This window comes from Halocatena halophila, from assembly GCA_027563145.1.
Classification (GTDB): Archaea; Halobacteriota; Halobacteria; order Halobacteriales; family Haloarculaceae; genus Halocatena; species Halocatena halophila.
Genome location: CP071309.1, coordinates 25,460 through 42,457, shown reverse-complemented (window position 1 = coordinate 42,457; position 16,998 = coordinate 25,460). Strand labels below are relative to the sequence as shown.

The 16,998-nt window shown below is 54.3% G+C and carries 26 protein-coding genes; 17 read left to right on the top strand and 9 right to left on the bottom strand.

Going from position 1 to position 16,998, the window contains the following annotated elements:
• The first annotated feature begins 9 nt into the window (after positions 1–9).
• From JXQ78_RS18480 to JXQ78_RS18400, 17 genes are all read left to right on the top strand, one after another.
• Complete coding sequence (locus tag JXQ78_RS18480; RefSeq protein ID WP_330633758.1) at positions 10–189, top strand: hypothetical protein; 180 nt, start codon at positions 10–12, stop codon at positions 187–189.
• Positions 179–805, top strand: a complete 627-nt coding sequence (locus JXQ78_RS18475; RefSeq protein ID WP_330633757.1) for an HD domain-containing protein — start codon at positions 179–181, stop codon at positions 803–805. Before JXQ78_RS18480 ends, JXQ78_RS18475 begins: the two co-directional genes overlap by 11 nt.
• Complete coding sequence (locus tag JXQ78_RS18470) at positions 802–1,140, top strand: hypothetical protein (RefSeq protein ID WP_330633756.1); 339 nt, start codon at positions 802–804, stop codon at positions 1,138–1,140. The genes JXQ78_RS18475 and JXQ78_RS18470 overlap by 4 nt, the downstream gene beginning before the upstream one ends.
• Before the next feature lie 288 nt (positions 1,141–1,428).
• Positions 1,429–1,896: a WDGH domain-containing protein gene (locus JXQ78_RS18465; RefSeq protein WP_330633755.1), complete on the top strand. Its 468-nt coding sequence runs from the start codon at positions 1,429–1,431 to the stop codon at positions 1,894–1,896.
• A 111-nt stretch (positions 1,897–2,007) separates the two neighbouring features.
• A complete protein-coding gene (locus tag JXQ78_RS18460) occupies positions 2,008–2,367 on the top strand; it encodes a hypothetical protein (protein WP_330633754.1) in 360 nt (119 codons plus the stop codon).
• Positions 2,364–2,552: a hypothetical protein gene (locus JXQ78_RS18455; protein WP_330633753.1), complete on the top strand. Its 189-nt coding sequence runs from the start codon at positions 2,364–2,366 to the stop codon at positions 2,550–2,552. The genes JXQ78_RS18460 and JXQ78_RS18455 overlap by 4 nt, the downstream gene beginning before the upstream one ends.
• Positions 2,545–2,808, top strand: a complete 264-nt coding sequence (locus JXQ78_RS18450; RefSeq protein WP_330633752.1) for a hypothetical protein — start codon at positions 2,545–2,547, stop codon at positions 2,806–2,808. Before JXQ78_RS18455 ends, JXQ78_RS18450 begins: the two co-directional genes overlap by 8 nt.
• Complete coding sequence (locus tag JXQ78_RS18445; RefSeq protein ID WP_330633751.1) at positions 2,801–3,133, top strand: hypothetical protein; 333 nt, start codon at positions 2,801–2,803, stop codon at positions 3,131–3,133. The genes JXQ78_RS18450 and JXQ78_RS18445 overlap by 8 nt, the downstream gene beginning before the upstream one ends.
• Positions 3,126–3,380 (top strand): hypothetical protein, encoded by a 255-nt coding sequence (locus tag JXQ78_RS18440; protein WP_330633750.1) that lies wholly within the window; start codon positions 3,126–3,128, stop codon positions 3,378–3,380. Before JXQ78_RS18445 ends, JXQ78_RS18440 begins: the two co-directional genes overlap by 8 nt.
• A gap of 2 nt (positions 3,381–3,382) precedes the next feature.
• The gene (locus JXQ78_RS18435; protein WP_330633749.1) at positions 3,383–3,508 is read left to right on the top strand and encodes a hypothetical protein; all 126 of its coding nucleotides are present in this window, start codon (positions 3,383–3,385) and stop codon (positions 3,506–3,508) included.
• Entirely contained in the window at positions 3,505–3,699 is a 195-nt protein-coding gene (locus tag JXQ78_RS18430) for a hypothetical protein (RefSeq protein WP_330633748.1), read from the top strand. Before JXQ78_RS18435 ends, JXQ78_RS18430 begins: the two co-directional genes overlap by 4 nt.
• Positions 3,700–3,801: 102 nt before the next feature.
• Positions 3,802–4,179 carry a hypothetical protein gene (locus JXQ78_RS18425; RefSeq protein ID WP_330633747.1) on the top strand — a complete coding sequence of 126 codons (378 nt, stop codon included), beginning with the start codon at positions 3,802–3,804 and terminating at the stop codon, positions 4,177–4,179.
• Complete coding sequence (locus tag JXQ78_RS18420; RefSeq protein WP_330633746.1) at positions 4,172–4,564, top strand: hypothetical protein; 393 nt, start codon at positions 4,172–4,174, stop codon at positions 4,562–4,564. The genes JXQ78_RS18425 and JXQ78_RS18420 overlap by 8 nt, the downstream gene beginning before the upstream one ends.
• On the top strand, positions 4,557–5,420 hold the full coding sequence (locus tag JXQ78_RS18415; RefSeq protein ID WP_330633745.1) for a DNA adenine methylase: 864 nt from the start codon (positions 4,557–4,559) through the stop codon (positions 5,418–5,420). Before JXQ78_RS18420 ends, JXQ78_RS18415 begins: the two co-directional genes overlap by 8 nt.
• A gap of 2 nt (positions 5,421–5,422) precedes the next feature.
• Positions 5,423–6,901, top strand: coding sequence for a DNA cytosine methyltransferase (locus JXQ78_RS18410; RefSeq protein WP_330633744.1), 1,479 nt, complete (start codon positions 5,423–5,425; stop codon positions 6,899–6,901).
• Positions 6,894–7,184, top strand: coding sequence for a hypothetical protein (locus JXQ78_RS18405; protein WP_330633743.1), 291 nt, complete (start codon positions 6,894–6,896; stop codon positions 7,182–7,184). Before JXQ78_RS18410 ends, JXQ78_RS18405 begins: the two co-directional genes overlap by 8 nt.
• 369 nt (positions 7,185–7,553) lie before the next feature.
• Positions 7,554–7,766 carry a hypothetical protein gene (locus JXQ78_RS18400; protein WP_330633742.1) on the top strand — a complete coding sequence of 71 codons (213 nt, stop codon included), beginning with the start codon at positions 7,554–7,556 and terminating at the stop codon, positions 7,764–7,766.
• A gap of 525 nt (positions 7,767–8,291) precedes the next feature.
• Here the strand turns inward: JXQ78_RS18400 and JXQ78_RS18395 are convergent.
• The 9 genes from JXQ78_RS18395 to JXQ78_RS18355 all read right to left on the bottom strand — a co-directional run bounded on the left by JXQ78_RS18395 (position 8,292) and on the right by JXQ78_RS18355 (position 16,949).
• The gene (locus JXQ78_RS18395) at positions 8,292–8,618 is read right to left on the bottom strand and encodes a hypothetical protein (protein ID WP_330633741.1); all 327 of its coding nucleotides are present in this window, start codon (positions 8,616–8,618) and stop codon (positions 8,292–8,294) included.
• Positions 8,615–8,770 carry a hypothetical protein gene (locus JXQ78_RS18390; protein WP_330633740.1) on the bottom strand — a complete coding sequence of 52 codons (156 nt, stop codon included), beginning with the start codon at positions 8,768–8,770 and terminating at the stop codon, positions 8,615–8,617. Before JXQ78_RS18390 ends, JXQ78_RS18395 begins: the two co-directional genes overlap by 4 nt.
• 104 nt (positions 8,771–8,874) lie before the next feature.
• Positions 8,875–9,360 carry a hypothetical protein gene (locus tag JXQ78_RS18385; RefSeq protein ID WP_330633739.1) on the bottom strand — a complete coding sequence of 162 codons (486 nt, stop codon included), beginning with the start codon at positions 9,358–9,360 and terminating at the stop codon, positions 8,875–8,877.
• Between the two features lie 2 nt (positions 9,361–9,362).
• A complete protein-coding gene (locus JXQ78_RS18380) occupies positions 9,363–10,958 on the bottom strand; it encodes a hypothetical protein (protein ID WP_330633738.1) in 1,596 nt (531 codons plus the stop codon).
• Positions 10,959–11,066: 108 nt separating this feature from the next.
• Positions 11,067–11,879 carry a hypothetical protein gene (locus JXQ78_RS18375; protein WP_330633737.1) on the bottom strand — a complete coding sequence of 271 codons (813 nt, stop codon included), beginning with the start codon at positions 11,877–11,879 and terminating at the stop codon, positions 11,067–11,069.
• Position 11,880: 1 nt separating this feature from the next.
• Positions 11,881–13,059 carry a hypothetical protein gene (locus tag JXQ78_RS18370; RefSeq protein ID WP_330633736.1) on the bottom strand — a complete coding sequence of 393 codons (1,179 nt, stop codon included), beginning with the start codon at positions 13,057–13,059 and terminating at the stop codon, positions 11,881–11,883.
• A gap of 5 nt (positions 13,060–13,064) precedes the next feature.
• Positions 13,065–15,734 carry a hypothetical protein gene (locus JXQ78_RS18365; RefSeq protein WP_330633735.1) on the bottom strand — a complete coding sequence of 890 codons (2,670 nt, stop codon included), beginning with the start codon at positions 15,732–15,734 and terminating at the stop codon, positions 13,065–13,067.
• Positions 15,727–16,005: a hypothetical protein gene (locus JXQ78_RS18360; RefSeq protein WP_330633734.1), complete on the bottom strand. Its 279-nt coding sequence runs from the start codon at positions 16,003–16,005 to the stop codon at positions 15,727–15,729. Before JXQ78_RS18360 ends, JXQ78_RS18365 begins: the two co-directional genes overlap by 8 nt.
• Before the next feature lie 11 nt (positions 16,006–16,016).
• Positions 16,017–16,949: a hypothetical protein gene (locus JXQ78_RS18355; RefSeq protein ID WP_330633733.1), complete on the bottom strand. Its 933-nt coding sequence runs from the start codon at positions 16,947–16,949 to the stop codon at positions 16,017–16,019.
• Positions 16,950–16,998 lie beyond the last annotated feature (49 nt).

Here is a 16,998-nt window from a genome sequence, read left to right as displayed (position 1 = left end):
CGTGATATTATGAATGAAGACAAGTCAGACAACAGAATTCCACAAGAGCAGTACGAACACATGCATCGAGCGATGCGCCACCTTGGGCGGATCGATGATCGAGAGATCCCCACAGACGTTACGAAGTTCATTGAGGACGTGTACGGAACACTCGACTCACTCTATTCGAGGGTGGACAATGACAAATAATTCCTCACAGATACTGCATAGGCGAGTCCAGGAGAAACGAGACGAGGTTGACAGGGCATTACCTCCACTCCGTCTTATCGACGATGGTGATATCTATTGGACAACGATAGAGGTCATCCAGTCAAACGTCCCTGACTATTTCTGGCACGCTCCAGCAGCGAGCTCGTACAAGCATCACAATCCGTTCTGTTGTGGCGAGCGCGGTCTCTGGATTCACACGCTGATGGTCGCGACCGCTTACGAGCGTCTCGTTGATTCCTATCTTGAGCAAGGGGCTATCTCATCCTACGAGAGAGATCTTGGTCGAGCAGCTGTATTGCTCCACGATCTCTGCAAGTACGGAGACGCGTACGAGGATGGCGATCGAGCAGCGAAGGATCACGATCTCCAGGCAGCAGCGCTCGTCTATGATAGTGACCTGGATGATTGGGTCGCCGACGCGATCGCGTCGCACATGGGACCCTGGTACGAGGGACCCGAGCCCGAGACATCTCTTGAGGAACTCGTTCACCTCGCCGACATGGCAGCGTCGACGAAAAATGGAACCTTCGGAGTGTATCGAAAACCGATGGAGATCAGCAAACTGTATCCGAACCTCCCAGAGGCTGAACTATGACTGATACGTCCGACAGTGAGGGTCATCAGCGCATCGCCGTCGATTTCGACAAAACACTATCGGCGGCGGACGGTGGGACGTACTTTACGGATAGACCGACACTGCCGAACAAAGATATGATCGAGTGGGTAAATCGACAGTATCGAAGCGGCCACACCATCATCATCTGGACTGCCCGTCCGTGGTCAGAGGCAGGACAGACGGCCGCGAAGCTCACAGAGTGGGGCGTCCGCTGGCATGGAATGATCTGTGAAAAAGGGTCGGCCGATATCTACGTAGACGACAAGGCAACGACCCCTGATCAGGTCGTTGAGGATTCAGAGGAGGTGGCCTGACGATGAGCCAGAGAGCCACAGCGTATGCCTCTCACTGGCACGGTGAAACATGTGCAGACTGTGGTATAGAATGCGTTTGGGATGATGAGGAACGGACCCTTTCGTGCGACTGTAATACGAGAGATGCAATCTCGGTCTATTTGGGGGAGACCCCAACAAGAGAGTGTGATATCGATGACTAATGTGCCAGATTCTATCAACGAGTTTGTGATCGTAGGCGAGTTCGGCTACCTCCGCGTGCCAGGTCCGTGGGAGATTGAGAGGTCCGGTACGACGTGGACTATTATAATGCCATACGAAGATATGGGTCGTGAAGTACCCACAGAATCCGACGAAGGCTATGCAGCCGTCCTTATCGCAGATGGCAATCCGATTGGTGGAGGGATTATAGATACTGTCTATGATCCTCAAGATGAAGGGGAGACTCACGTCCTTGTAGATCAGTACGCGATGGGTGGTGTCGATGACACTGAAGAGAAGGCGATCGACGAGGTCTACGAGGACCGGAACTTGCTGGCGTGTGCGCTAGCTCAAGCGACACACGCCCCGTCCGGCTGGAAACCAGATCCCGACGCTCCAGACGAATGGGCTATCGTCTGGATCGAGACGCCGACTGGACAGGTGTCGTGGCATGTTCCCCGTGACATGGCTGAGGATCTGGCTCCTCCGAAGAAAGACAGTGGGTACGACGACTACGATAGAGAGGTCAAGAACAACAGACTCACACGATGGGCTGAAGGGAGGTGTTGGTGCTGATGGCCGACTTCGATCAGTGTCCACACTGCGAAGATCGATCATCTGAGATGGACGACCACGCTCCATGGTGGGTGTGCGAGAACCCTCGTTGTCCGGTGGTGCATTTCAACAATGGCTGAACCCTCCACGGAAAATCAGCAGTGTGCGTTGTGCGACCGTACAGCAACTCACCAGCACGCCATTACTGGAGAGTTGACTTGCTGTGGTCATGCATCGAACGACATCGACGCGGAGTCAATCGAGGGCCATGAATGCGAACCACAGCGCACGATCGAACGCTACACGCGTGATTTAGAGTGCACGCATCAAGACTATCCCGGCCCGAAAAAAGATCCAATCCCTTGCCAAGATGAGGCAGAATGGGTAATAACGACTGCCTATCCCGGAGATGGTCCGGGTGGAGCGCCCACGAGTACGAGATTCTGCGACGAGCATTTCTTAGCTCGGCTTCGCGAGGTGTTTCGACGATGACGAGTGACGAGCTCGAACAGCTGAAGGAGTTCCTTCGCAGTGAACGCGACGAGTATGAATCGCTATATCAAAAGGCGTGTGAAGAATCTGACAGAGCAGGCTCGAACTACGCTAAGGGACGATATCATTCCTACTGCGACGTTTTAGCGTGGATTCTTGGAGAACTGGAGGATGACAATGACTGACGGTTCCAAATGCGCTATCCGTCGTTTCGAACTCGTTCGACACAAGGACAATACTGGGACATCCGGAACGGGCGTTGTTGCGGTCGGCGTGGAGTATCCCGATGGAGCCGTCCACATGCAGTGGCAAAACGACGGCAACGACGACCTTGCTACGTCATCGAACGGCGTGGCGTTTAAACCGGCTCCAGATGGTATTGAGGCAACTCGTGAGATTCACGGGCATAGCGGCCGAACGGAGGTGCGTTTCATTGACTGACGAATCCGACGAGACATCACGATACATCACAGTCTTCCATCAACTGAAGGAGACAGAGTCAGGCGAACCGGGCGACCGGTTCGTCGTTCACGGCGAGAAACTCGGCGACCGCTGCAAGTTTGACGAGGAACAAGGCGATTTTATTCCGGTGGCCCGGCCCATCGCCGTGATCGACGTGGGCACGAAGATGGCTGATGACGAAACAATCGAGTGGTGTAACAGTCATGCCGGAAAAGCCGTCCTGAACCAATTTTTCCCGGAGATCGAACCGACTGATCCAACTCTTCCGGACGCTGGGGAGTACCTGGAGGATATCGATGACTGACAAGTCCGACACTGAGACGTTGATAATCACAATCAACGGCCAAGACATTGGAGTCCGTGCAGACTTTGGCAGCTCGCCGGAGGAGTTGTTAGAGGCTATCGGATGGAAAGTTGACGGAGTGAAAAGTTGGACCGTGTACCGCGACGAATCGTATGTCTTGACTGACGAACACGAATGCAGCGAGCCGATGGTTGTCTCTGACGGCGACGAGTTCGTTGTCGTGCCGGAGACGACGATAGGGGGTTGATTGTGACTGACAATTCAAACACGATAGAGTGGAGGGGATTCTATCACCGAAAATTTCGAGGACGCGAGTTCGAGGACGCCGTTCCGTGGGACAAACTCATCGACGCGATGGATGAGGAGGAGTCATGACTGACGGCTCACTGTTTGGAATTCGCGGCGAGACGTTCGTCCCGCGCACCGCCGAGTTCGAGATCGGCGACGAGACGTTCGTCCTGCGGGGGGCGCAGATCGATGAACTCTGGGAGCGGCTCGACCCCGAGATGTCGTTCGACGACAAAATCTGCGAGGCAAAGGCTGTTCACAACGAGGTAGACCCATGACTGACGAGTTAATTCACGAGTGTCAGCAGTGTGGCTCAATGTTCGATCTCAATGACGGAGAGACCGACGACGCTATCGACCACATCTTGGAGGACTGCAATGATGAGTGACGATTTCGACAGTGACCAGTTGCCCCCGGTTGACCAGCGGAACGCAGACCCCGATACTGCACTCGTCCCAACCCCCGATGGGAAGGTCCGCTGTTACTTCGACGGAGAGCTGATGTTCTCCATTGGTGCATCTCAGTTCTCGGTATCGTTTGACACCACCCCCGGACAGCCGATGGGGATGGTCTTCGATGCGCCACTCGAGGAGGGCGAGGCAAAACTCTGTACGTTGTGCTCGGAGGAAAATATTCCAATCCGGGAGAAGCAGGCCCCTGCCTCCAACGTCCGGCGGTGGATGCCTCAATCGGGAGTGTCGTGGGAGTTCGAGATCACTCTGGAGATCGAACCGTATGAGGTGGCGGGCGATGACTGACGACACTGAACGCGAGAATCGTCGGTGTTCGTTCTGCGATGGGGAACTGGGAGAGCGTTATCATCGAGATCCACACACAGGAGATCGGTTTTGTTCGAAGTCACACCTTCATGCAGCCGACAGTACGATAGAAGATCAGGAACAGGACGACGAACTCCCAGACGAGCTGATCGAAGCCCTGTCCGGCCTCGAACATCGACAGTGGATGTCCTGGTCACGATACGTTGCGGACCATCACGATATCCCCGAGGAGTTGGAGGACAGATGGGAACAGAACTGGATGGCGTATTCTGAACTCAGTGAAGGAGAAAAAGAGAAAGACCGCAAATGGGCTCGCGAAGTGATTGCTGTTCTCGATGATTATGGAGTTGTCAATGATGAATGATAGCAAAATCAAATCGTACGAGCGGCCAAACAACTGCGTTTCCGTCTTTCCCTATCCTGGAGGGAAAGGGCGAAGATGTGAGTGGATTCTATCAAAACTGCCACCGCACACCTGCTTCGTGGATGTCTTCGGTGGAAGTGGGGCCGTTCTCTACAACAAATCCCAGTCAACTGTTGAGATCTATAACGACATCAACGACGATCTCGTACAGTTCTTTACGGTCCTTCGCGAGCGTGAGGACGAACTTCTTGAGTGGGTTCGATCAGTACCGTACGCTCGGACTGTATACGATGAATGGGTTTCGGACTTCTTCGATGGATACCGTCCAGAGGATGAGATTGAGCGTGCTGGCCGGTTTTTCACTCTTCGGTATATGCAGTTCTCCGGTGAGATTGCCATGCGGAACGGATTCAAAGTCCGCGCGAAGCGCTCACCTGCTCGGACGTTCGATAACGCTCGGGAACGCATCTATGAGCTGTCTGAGCGGTTTCGGCAGGTAATTATCGAGAACCAAGACTACAGGGATATCCTCAAGAAGTACGACGACAGCGACGTCGACGTGGTGTTTTACTGCGACCCGCCATACGTTGGGGGAGAGCACTACTATGGCACGAAGTTCGATCACACGGAGTTCGTCGAGTCACTGACCGATGTCAACGGACGCTGGATGGTCTCGTACTCGGAACTCCCCTCGGGGCTAAATGACTATCACGTGTTGTCCCGAGATCGACACCACCGAATGTGCCGCGAGTCCTCGGAGGCGACCGAGCACCTAGTGTGCAACTTTGATCCAGCAGTGACTCCATCGTTTGTTGATCACGAAACCAAGCAGCGAAAGTTGACGGAGGTTGCATGACGATGAGTAGTACACTCAGAGCAATCGATCTTTTCTGTGGCGGTGGCGGAACGAGCACTGGTCTTGCTCTCGCTGCTGAAGATCTCGACCGTGAGATCGAACTGATCCCGGTCAATCATTGGGATATCGCGATCGAGACTCACCAGCGGAATCATCCGTGGGCCGATCACTACAATGCGAGCGTCGAAGAGCTCCATCCGCCCGATCTCTTCGAGGATGAGCCCAATGTCGATCTGCTCGTTGCTTCTCCCGAATGTACACATTTTTCACGTGCGCGTGGGGGCAAGCCAGTCACCGAGCAGCGGCGGGCATCCCCGTGGCACGTAGTAGATTGGCTTGAGAAGCTCAATGTCGATGCATTTCTCGTAGAGAACGTAACCGAGCTGCAATCGTGGGGACCTGTCCACGAGGGGCAGCCCTCACGGAATGGTGAAATCTTCGAAGCCTGGATAAACAGCCTTCACGCCCTCGGCTATTCCGTTGATTGGCGGGAACTTAACGCGGCTGACTTTGGAGATGCGACGACCCGACGGCGGCTCTTCGTCGCTGGCCGAAAGGGGAAACGAGCTCAATTCCCGGAACCGACCCACTCACCGGAGGGAGGCGACGATACGGAGCCTTATCGGTCGGCTGCTGAGATCATTGATTGGGACGATCGAGGCGAGTCGATCTGGAGTCGATCGAGGCCGCTAGTAAACAACACTATGCAGCGCATCGCCGAGGGCCTCCGACGATACACACACGATACTCTCGAACCTTTTGCTAATGCTGTTGAGGAGCTCGGCAAGCCGGAGGTTTCGAAGCTACAGAAAAATATTGTCAAGGCCGAGCGTGTCCCTCGAGTTGCGGCTGAAATCGATGAACCGTTTCTCGCGCGTGCTCCAGCTGCGGTTGCTACGGACGGCGGGGACGAAGAGGACATGTGTGGGTCATTCGTGCTGGGGCAGCACGGTGGATCAGTCGCGAGAGATCTCGACCGACCGCTTCCAACTATTGCAACGAGGGGGGCCATCGGACTGTATTGCCCCGAGCCGTTCCTAGTGCCGTACCACAGCGAGCGCTCAGGACAGCGCCCGCGGACACACGACATCGAGGACCCCTACCCGACTGTCACCGCTCGTGGATCGGATCCATATCTCGCCAGCCCATATCTTATCGAATATTATGGCAACGGGGGGCCACAATCCGTCGACGAGCCGCTCCCGACAGTAACTACGAAGGACAGGTTTGCACTCGTTGTTCCGGAGTGTTTCCCGTGGGGGCTGGACATTCGGTTTCGAATGCTTGAGCCACGCGAGCTCGCAGCGGCGATGGGCTTCCCAGACGACTACCAGTTTGCCGGTAACAAGACTGAGACCAAGCGACAGATCGGAAACGCTGTCCCGGTAAATTTGGCGAAAGCCCTCTGCATGACACTGCTTACTGGCGAACAGCCATCGCTTCAAACGTTCACTGACCAGGAGGTGCCCTGTGATGACTGAAAATCTCACCCATCCATCTGATCCCCCTGAGTTCAAGTTCGACAGCGGACAGCCATTCAAGCTCGCAGGAGACGATGATCCAGAGGAATTCTGGTACGTTCTTGAGCGGGTCTGGAATTACGACGTTGAAGTTGATAGTTACGGGCCACCAGGATGGTACTTCAAACAATATTTGATTGGTGAGGTCTCAACGCTTGGCGGGAACCCACGTCTCATCAGCGAAAAGGATCTGCTCGAACATTACGAGCCAGTTACGAAAGAAGCCGCACAGGAGGTACTCTGATGACTGACGCATCCGATCGGTGTCCGTACTGTGGCGGATCGTACAACAAGAAAGTCTCCTACTACGACGGGGTTGTTTCGTGCGGGTGTGAGGTACGGGATGACTAAGCCGACAGATAACCCAGCGGATCACTGAATGGGTATCTGTGGAAATAGGCCCACAATCTTTAATAGAAAGTGGGTAGATAGGTGTGTGTGGACAATATGGAAGTATACGTAGAAACAGATCACGAAAATATAAAGAGTGAGATCAAAGCGGATTCGAGAGGACGGATTACTCTCGGGAAGGAATTCGCTGGTGAGACCGTGTCTGTTGCAGTTCTTGAACAGGACGAGTAGGATTATGTTGAATTAGTGAATAGGTAACACAATGGCATCAACAATACTTGGAGCTGGACTGTGGGACGAGGATGAACAGATCATGGACATGTGCAAAGACTGCAAGGACGCTCCCGCAGAGGGAGATATGCGACTTGAGAAAGACGGGGGATTGGTGATCCTCCGTCTCTGCGAAGACTGTATGCGGAAATTCACCGACAACATCGACGATATCGCTATCGATGGTAATCGACCGCTCAGCTGACCTCCATTTTTTCTAATCCCTTGTGTAAAGATTGCTCTGTAGGAGCTATATTTACACAAGAAGTGATAGAAGAGACAAAACTATCGCGACTTTTTGCGAACTTGTATCAGGAATTTATTTGACCCTATTAATTCGGTCCTGCAAAACGTGCCAAGATTTTTCAGATCCCCCAAGCTCGCGAAACTCTTCATGTGCTTTCCCGCCCTCGATCCGATAGACCCCTACCATAGCATCACCCCCAGAGTAGTCTGATGTGCGTGAGAATCGAACAATATGCTCTCCATCGACTTCTTCAGTCACAAGGGTTGTAGCACCCATCTTAATGATCCCCCATCTGCTTGGGAGATCAAGTTTGGGGTGTCCATTTTCAGACATCCTTTAGATCCTCTATACCTAAGGTAACAATTCGTGTTCCATATTTCTATTGAGGGCTAACCTCTGTTTTTCTACCCTTGTGTAAATACAAGCTCTATAGGACAATGTTTACACAAGAGTCAAAAAAGAAGAAGTAGCCCAGATCAACCATTAGTAGCTATCTCGTCGCATCGCTACATCAGCGTCGTAGGGAAGTAGCCATCCTACCAGGATCCCGAACCCGAACGTTAGGTAGATCGCGGCGATTCCCCAGATCAAGCCTGGAATCGGAACAGAAAAATTCTCTCCACCTGCGGCGAAGAGAAAAAGGAGGCCTGCAATTGATCCCAACACCCAGTAAATACCATCGTTGTAGTCGGCATCAATACGAAATGAGAGGAAAATTATAGCAGCAAGGACAGCAAATCCCGCCGCAAATGCCATCCGGAAAAGAAGCAGCTCGGGCGTCCCTAAACCGACTGTGAGCGGACTAATCATTGCTCCCTCCGATGCCGTCCTGACGCCAGCAGCGAGATGAGCAGCGCCCCCACAGCGCCGACAATCCCGTCGTCGGGCTGGTACCCGGACGCGAGCGGGACGAAGTCCAAAGCGACGTAAACGAACAGGAGCACGAAGAGCCCCCAGGCCATCGCTTCTCGTTGGTTACGCTGAGCGAACGAGACAATTCCATTAACGATTGAAGTAACTCGCCTGTAAATTTCATAATCCATCTGTAGTCAAGTGGTGTTGTCATCTACTGGCCCAGCAGCGTCGTAAGGTCCACCGTGTAGTAGCCGTACACCACTGCGAACGATGCGACTGTGTACGGGAGTTCTTTCCTAGCTTGGCGCAGATGTTTTTTGGTGATCTTGATCTTCTCGTACCGTAGTGGGAGTCGTGATCCCGCAGCTCCACCAAGAAGGAACGTCAAGAGGATCCCAACGTCACCCTGATGAGCTGCGATTAATCCCAGGAACCCACCGATTGCAAGAGCGTGGAACTCAACTCGTGTCGATAGAAAGCCTGTGCGCCCTTCTCCGTCAGTATCACTGTCGTCGGGAAGGAGCCACTTGACGAAGTTCCGTACCCGTTGTATGATCTCAGATTTTTCAGAAGACTCTGACTGCTCAAACGTCATGGCCTGTTCGGCGAGTGCGGGGAGTTCGGACCGTTGTGATTGTTCATAATCTCCGTCCGCTCCTTCGCGACCAGGATACAGGCCGTCGTCGTGATCGGGCATGTTCACTCACCTCCCCAGACGATTTTCGCGGATTCCAGTCGTTCGCGAAGCTTTTTGATCATGGACTGCTGCTCATCGAGCTCACGAGAGAAAGCGGGGCCTGTCAATGCCCCAGTAACGTTTTCCTTATCGAGTAGTATCTTCGCAGGTGCTTCCTCAAGAGAAGCCTCAAGCGGGACGGCGTCCTCGTCGATCTCAAACACGTCCTCCCAGGGACCGATCGACCCCTTAATCAAAGTTCGCCCATCATTTCTCTTGTTGATCGATTCCTGCTTGTCAACGGAGTCTGTCGGCTGGACGTCGCCGTCGACGAGGATTCGATAGTTTCCACCGGGACCAAACCCTTGTACTGCTAATTCTCTCATTTTTTTGTCTGAATCGTCCGATTGATTCGCTCGGGGTGCGCCGTACTTGCGAAGCTTGTCTTTGGATTGTTCTGGTCCGAAGATGTTGTCGTGAGGGTTGAGACTGGTCCAGCTGTTTCCATCTGCCCCCTCTCGATACGCATCTCCCTGTTCGCCACATGGTTCTGGCTCTTCCTCGTGCCAGAAGTGACTGCGTGTGATCTCATCACCCGGAATGTCGAGATCTCCTTTGTTCTCGTGGAATGCCCGCCCAGCGAGAGACTGTCCTCGTTGTGTGATCGCTTCCTGTTTGTAGTCTGCAATGTCGCCAGTGATCATGAAGGTGGACCGCTTCACAGTGAAGAACTTCCCACCCATATTCGGAGTATCCGTATTGCTTAGGTTTGCTCCGAGATCGTGGAAATCGATCGCGTGACCTGCACCGAGACCGTCGCCGACGAGCGACTCTATGAGCCGATAGGACAATGTGGGGTAACCGAACGCTGAGATCCCGTGTCGGTTCCGATCGAAATAGCAGCGCGAGAAATCTGTGTGACCGTTGTACAACTCAGCACCGTACCCAGCGGTTTCCATGAGATTATTGTGGAATGAACAGCGCCGGATTTCGGCCTGCGTTTCCCGTTCTCTCGATCCGAGCTCGAGCCCGGCAAGAGACCAGCCCATAAACTCGCACCCGATCGCACGAAACGTCCCGGCGTCCTTGGCGGTGTGACAGAACAGGCCACCAGCGTACCAGTCCGACGGCGATAGCTCTCCGCCATGGGTTCGCTCCTCGGTGCGCGGATCGAAATAGATGTTTTGCGGCTCGGGGTAGTCGTCGCGATCGTTCCAGTCCGCTGCGAGCATCGGCCCCTGGAACGAAATTCCCCAGAGTGTCGGGGGCTCGTTTCCGTACCCGATCTTGAAAGTGTGCCGAGCATAGTAGGGCTGATGGAGGATGGCTCCTCGACCGTCGATGTCGGGATCGCAATACTGCGCAACCAACTCGACGCCAGAGCCGAGAGTAACGTCTTCCATCCCCTTGAGCGATATCACGCCCGCCGACTGGTCAAGGTAGATCGATACATCATCCTTCACGATGTGCTTTTCAAGCTGATCGCTGTTCGATACGACGTAATCGCAATCATCCCGCTGTGGCATTTCGGCAGGACGTGAAACGTCCTTATCCGGTTCTGCAAATCCGCCAATTGACGGATGGTAGCCTTGAAGCGGTTTCTCATGTTTCAGTGGCATTGGTTTGTATTGATGTTTCTATATCATTTCGTGGATCACACGATCGGTCCTGACTCTACTCCTCCCGAAAAACGTCACAAAACGACACGGGCAACAGATACACTCTCGTTACGGGGGGAGCGTACGACAGGTGTCGATTACTCCTCCAAAATAACCGTTTGATTCCCACTGAATCCCGCCACTAACGTACTCGTCGTCATCGAATGTTAGTGGCGTTCCGTCCGCGGGTGCAACGATATCGCCGCTCATATCATAAGCAGCGACTGCTAACAGATTCCCCGACGACGCCCAGTCAACGAGAATTCGGTAGGTCTGATCGAGGCGGCAGCCAGCACCATCCGCAGGTGCGCGGATGATGACGTTGTCTCCATACTTTCGCTTCTCAAAGGATAGATCCGAACCCGGCGTCGGATTGCTTTCCCACTCGATGCGATAGAGATTGTTCGTTCCGTAGCCCTGGCAACCGAAATTCATTCTGAAAAACGCCGGTGTGTTGTAGAAGTCAGTCGGCCGGATGTAGAACTCGAAGATATCACCCCGTTGGGGATAATATGGTAAACCGTCTCCAGGCATCGAACGGAGATCCTGATCACCATCCATGAGCAACGCATGGTCAGAGTTTGATGTTAGCAGATAGTCGGGATCTGATGTGATCGACGCCGAACCGGAACTGCTTGGCGAGTAGTACTCTGAGAGATCGCTGTCCTCGAAGTCATCGATCATCAAATTCACCGAATGGGAAGAGCCGTAGAGCTCGTCGTTGATTTTGCAGCAGACGGCTGGTTTGTCCCGTTTCGAATACGGAACGAGATTGATCCAGCCGATCTGTCCACCGACATCGACGGGCATCGCGGGCTCCTGGACATCCTCGGCCTCGAAGATGGGTATCCCGTACTTGCTGAATGTGCCGATCTGAGCCATCTCACACCTCGATCCATGTCGCTCCGCTGGGCGGGTTGTTCGGTGCGCCCGATCGAACGGGTAGCACTACGAATTCAGTTCCAGAGTAGTCCACCGAGGCTGGGTCACGATCGGTACGCCAAATCTCGGTCCCGTCGGGATATTCCACTTTGAGCGAGTTCGGACTCGTTCGATAGAGTAGATTTAGGCCCTTGCCCTCATCATCGCCGAATTCGATCGTGTGAGGGCCTGTGTTGTTCCCTCCCATTCTAATCGTGGATGCGTGCTGTTCGAGGAGCAGCCTCCCGGTAGGGATTCCCACGTCGCCGTAGAGTCCGAGCTCCATCGTCGGATCTCCTGTGAGTGCCGACCGAAATCGAAGATCCCGATCGTTGTAGTTGATGTCCATTGGGTTGTTGTTCGAATTTCCCGACCCATCTGTGATCGAGAGCGCCGAGTCGCCGGATGGCTTGAGCCCGGCGCTCGCGATCGACGTGATCGCGTTACCTCCAGCATTGAGATCAGCACCGAGCTCGCCACCTGCTGGGAGCCCGAGTCCGTCCTCGGTCGCATCTAGGACTCGCGTCCAGCTCGGTGGACTCCCGGCATCACCTGCTGTACCAGAGTAAACATCCACCTCGACCGACCCGCCGTTCATTGCGAGCCATGCCGCCCCTTCATTCTCGACGAGAACGTTCTGCGTGTTCGGTTCAACGTTCCAATAGTGGGCGACTCTCCCGTTCCCGTCTTGGACCGCAGCCCAGTATTCGGACACGAAGCCGCTTGCTCCGAACGCCTCACCGTCGCCGTTCGTTGTGTCGATTGTTAGCGCCCCGGTCATTGTGTCACCGCTACGATCGACGAATTGATCGTCAATCTGCCCTTTCCGGTAGTAGCGATTGTCGTGATGGTGCGAGCCGAAGGAACTCTCGAGGCTGTCGAGATCGCTCTGGAGTGTGGAGACCTGTGATTCGAGCGTGCCGACCCGATCCTGGAGATCACCCACTTCGTAGTTGAGTGCGCCTATGTCCCAGGTCAATCCATAATTGATGTCGTTGTCCCATCCCGCAATCGGTTCTTTCTGGGGCTCGTACGCGGCGTTCGTTGTGTCCGTCGGCTCCGTCCCGGTGTTGGGCCACAGATAACTGTCGAGATCGACAGCGCCGCCGCTCGACTTGCTCCGTGCTGTTTGTTGTGCCATGGTAATCAGAGATTGCCGGATTCGGTGGTGTAGCTGTTGTCGCCCGTGTCAATCGTCCCAGCGATGCCGTTGTTGGTTACAAAGATCTTGCTGACGGGCTCGTTGAAGGACACAGATGTGCTCCCTGTGTCTAGGACAGAGTCTCTTACCCGGAGAGTTCCGAACGTTCCTGAACCGTTGGAGTAGACGGCTGCCTGAGTACAATCAAAGTACGAATCGTGGACGTTGATGTTGTCGAGCACGCCGTCGGTGTTGGTTTCGAGCCGTACCCCTTGCTCGGGGTGATTCTCCAGAGAAACGGAAATATCGACGTTCTCAACGCGATTGCTATTGTTCGCCTCGATTAGGAAGCCTTGATTTGAACTTGAGCCGACGAGATCGTAGTTTCCCCGTATCCGGACGTTTTTCACTGGATTCGATCGACCGTCGACGTAGATCATGTTCTCTCCGGTGAAGTCCATGTCCATGTCGATCTCGACGTTCTGAATAGCCCCACCTGATGCATCGATCCATACGCCCTGATCGAACTGACCGTCGGGGTCACCTAGTCTACAGCCGATGAATGAACAGTCATTTGATTGTACGAGAATGCCTGCATTTCCTTCGGGCGTCCCATCGCTTGGTTCGATTGTGACGTTTGTGGCATGAGTTTCTCCGCTCGCGATAATTCCGTTCGCGCGGGCTACAATCCGAGTCCCATCGATTGACGTCACCGCTGACGATGACATTGATATGCCCTGGCCGTTGTGAGCTGTGTCCTCCTCAGTGGTCTGGCAAACAATCTCGCCTCCTTCAATGTGGAACGTGCCAGCTTCGTCATCCTGGTGAACGCTTATCCCTGCAATGAGACAGCCGTACAGAATGGGATCAACCACAGTCACGTTCCGTGTGCCCCATGCGAAGTCGATTCCCCGGCGACAATCGTAGACTCTCGGTGATTCGATGTACCCATCGGTGCAGCGGTACAAGGATATCGGTTCTCCCTCTCCAGAAAGGGTGCCTTCGGGATCAGTCGCTTGGACATCGCGATATCGTGGCTGCCAACAGTCGAGGGCATAGAGAGAGATCTCTAGATACTCAGAGATCGACACACTGTCGTACACGGGGGCTTTACACCATCGAAACTGTAGATGCCGGGTCCCGCCGCCCTGCGTTGAGAGATTTTTCATCTCCGGTCCTTCGAGGAGATCAACCTGGTAGATGGTCGTCCCCGACACGAATTCTTTGGAGAGAGCGGACATCAGTGTGATTGAGCCGGTTGCCGTCGATTCGACCTCCGCGAATTGAATCTGTGAGTTGACGTTTACTGCCGTATACTCATCCTCGATCAGCAGCACGTAATCCCCAGCTGTGACAACTGTCTCATCATTAACTGACAGCGTTCTTTCGCCCACGTTTCCGATTTCTGTAGTGGTTGTGGACTGGCCCAGCCCTCCACCCTCGAACAGGATGTGAGCGTTGTTGTTGCTGGTATTCGTACAGCGAAGTGTCGAATCAGGCGTCTGGTCGATCGTGAGCGGCTTATTGATAACCGTCTGCTGGGTCAACTCGTAGTCGCTGTGATCAAAGACGATCCGGTCACCCTCCTGGGCGTCCGACACGGCGGTCGCGAACGCTGAATCGACGGTACCTCCATTTGGCGCATAATCCGACATGAACAGCGTAGTTGTCTCTGTTGCATCGATGGTCACCGATCCGTCGCCGTCATCTGAAACGCCGACGTTCGAGCCGAAATTGATGTCTGAAACATCGGGAACGACCTCCGACCCATCATCAGAGACAGTTGTATGAGTGTTTGTGTCCGTATCGGTTGCTGAGACCGACACAGATCCATCACCATCAGCGGAGACCTCGACGTTCGTGCCGAAGTTCACGTCCGATACGTCTGAGAGCACCTGCGTGCCGTCGTTGGAAATGCTCGTGTGTGTATTTGTGTCAGTCGCGTCAATGAGCGGTATCCCACCGTCGTCGGTAACGCTCAAATTCGTTCCAAAATTGACGGCGGTGGAATTCGAGACGACTTCCGTTCCGTCATCGAGGTAGTCCGTCCGCATATTTGCAGCGGTGAGCTGCCCTGAACCGTTGATAAACAGATTTGGCCCTGTAATATCAGTCAGCGCCGGATCGCCCGCGATGATATCCCCCTGAATTTCCGTCGTCGAGAGTGTGTCGAACGACCCGACAGGTCCGCGCGCGAGCTCGGTCGTCGTCTCCGCCGCCGTGTCGATCTCGCCGATCTTTATGTGTGGGTTGGCGGGCTCGCTAACTGCGCTCCCGTATCGATACCGAGCACCGTCTCCGACGGTTGGGTCTATTGCCAGATAGATCTCGTTGACAGCACTGGCGTCGAGTGAGAGGTTCGAGACGGCGGGAACGCTGACCATGAACACGAGGTCCCGATCCCACGACGCGTCGTAACTCGACGACGTGAGCTGTATCGTAGACGACCCTGTGTACCGAACGAAAGCGAGGCCTGCTCCGATGTCCATAGTGTCGTCACTTGGGTTGTAACTGAGTCCGATTCCCGCGTCGACGTATCCGCTTGTCCCACGCGCGCGTGCAATCGACCCAAGATACGCTGCCGACGCCCAGTCACCTTCAGCGATGTCAACTGGCGCACCTGTTCCTTGATCCTCTGGCCAGACGATCGCGTCGGTGATGGTCGTTTCAGTCATCGTTCACTCCCTCAACGATAGCTTCCTCCTGGTCGTTCTCCTCCTCTCGGTTACGGTTGGAATGCTTCGCAATGCCCTCAATAATAGCGACTGTGATCGCAGCTGTTTGTGCGATCTGCTGTGCGCGCTGTTGTTGTTCGATTGCCGTCTCGTAATGTGTCTGTGCAGCCTCTAGTGCCCGCCCTTCGACGGTTTCGTCGTCATCAAGAGACTGCTCCGCCTCTGATAGTATCTGCTGTGCGTTCTGCTGTGCGTCTTCAATTGGATTCATTTTGTTATTGATCACAAAATCCGGCCGGAGTAGCCCGCCTCGCCGTATCCTTTTTCTCCTAGATCTGTTCCAGATTCGAAGTCTTCGACCGATCGATAGGTGAACGATCCAGTTACTGACAGCGTCACATCGACTCCTCCAGCTCGGAATTGTTTGACAAACTCCACAACATCGTCAACTGTGACAGAAGCCTCTTCGACGATCGTACCGTCAATTGTGAGATCGAATCGAGCTGGCTGGTCTGGTGGCTCTGTGAGGTGCACATCCGAAACGTTGCACTCTAGGAGAATCGCAATCGTTTCCCGGACTTGATCGACCGTGGCACCACCAGTAAGCGCCCGTGCAACCGACTTCAACCGGATTCGGTAGTGTGGATCCGTCTCTCCTGTCCGTCGAGGTAACAAAAGCAATGAGCCGATGTTATCGAGCGACGTTCCGTTCGCGAGGTCCACAAATCCAGCAGCCAGCACTTCGTTCTTCGTGTCGTTCGTCTCTTCCGCGATATCGCCGAAGAGATCCACCAGATAGGAAAATTCTCCTCGGTCCTGAACACCTCCAGATTGGCGGGCCGGGAAGTCCGACTCGAAGGGGCGTTTTAGATATCCCTCGACGCGATCGCGTTCAGGGATAGCCCGATCTGGCGATGCAGTTGCGACCAGTTCGGGATAGCGGGCTTCGATTGTTAGGATGGTGTCTGCGACCGCTCCACCACCACTCATCGAGAGATGCCATGTCTGAGAGACACCACTGTCAAGTGCTGTTAGTGAGCCCACTGCACGTCCTTCAAGCGTGGTTGCCATCGTCTGTGGACTCGTCGCGATCGCTGTGAGCCCTCCCGAGCTCGTCCCTGTGATCGTCCCAGAGGTTCCTGTGCCAGCGGTGGCGAGCATCGCCACGCTTCCAGAAGAGGTTGCTTCGATTCGGGCTTCCCCAGTGGCAGCCATCTTACTGGCTCCTAACTGGGCTGTCCCAAACCGTGACTCACCGAACCGC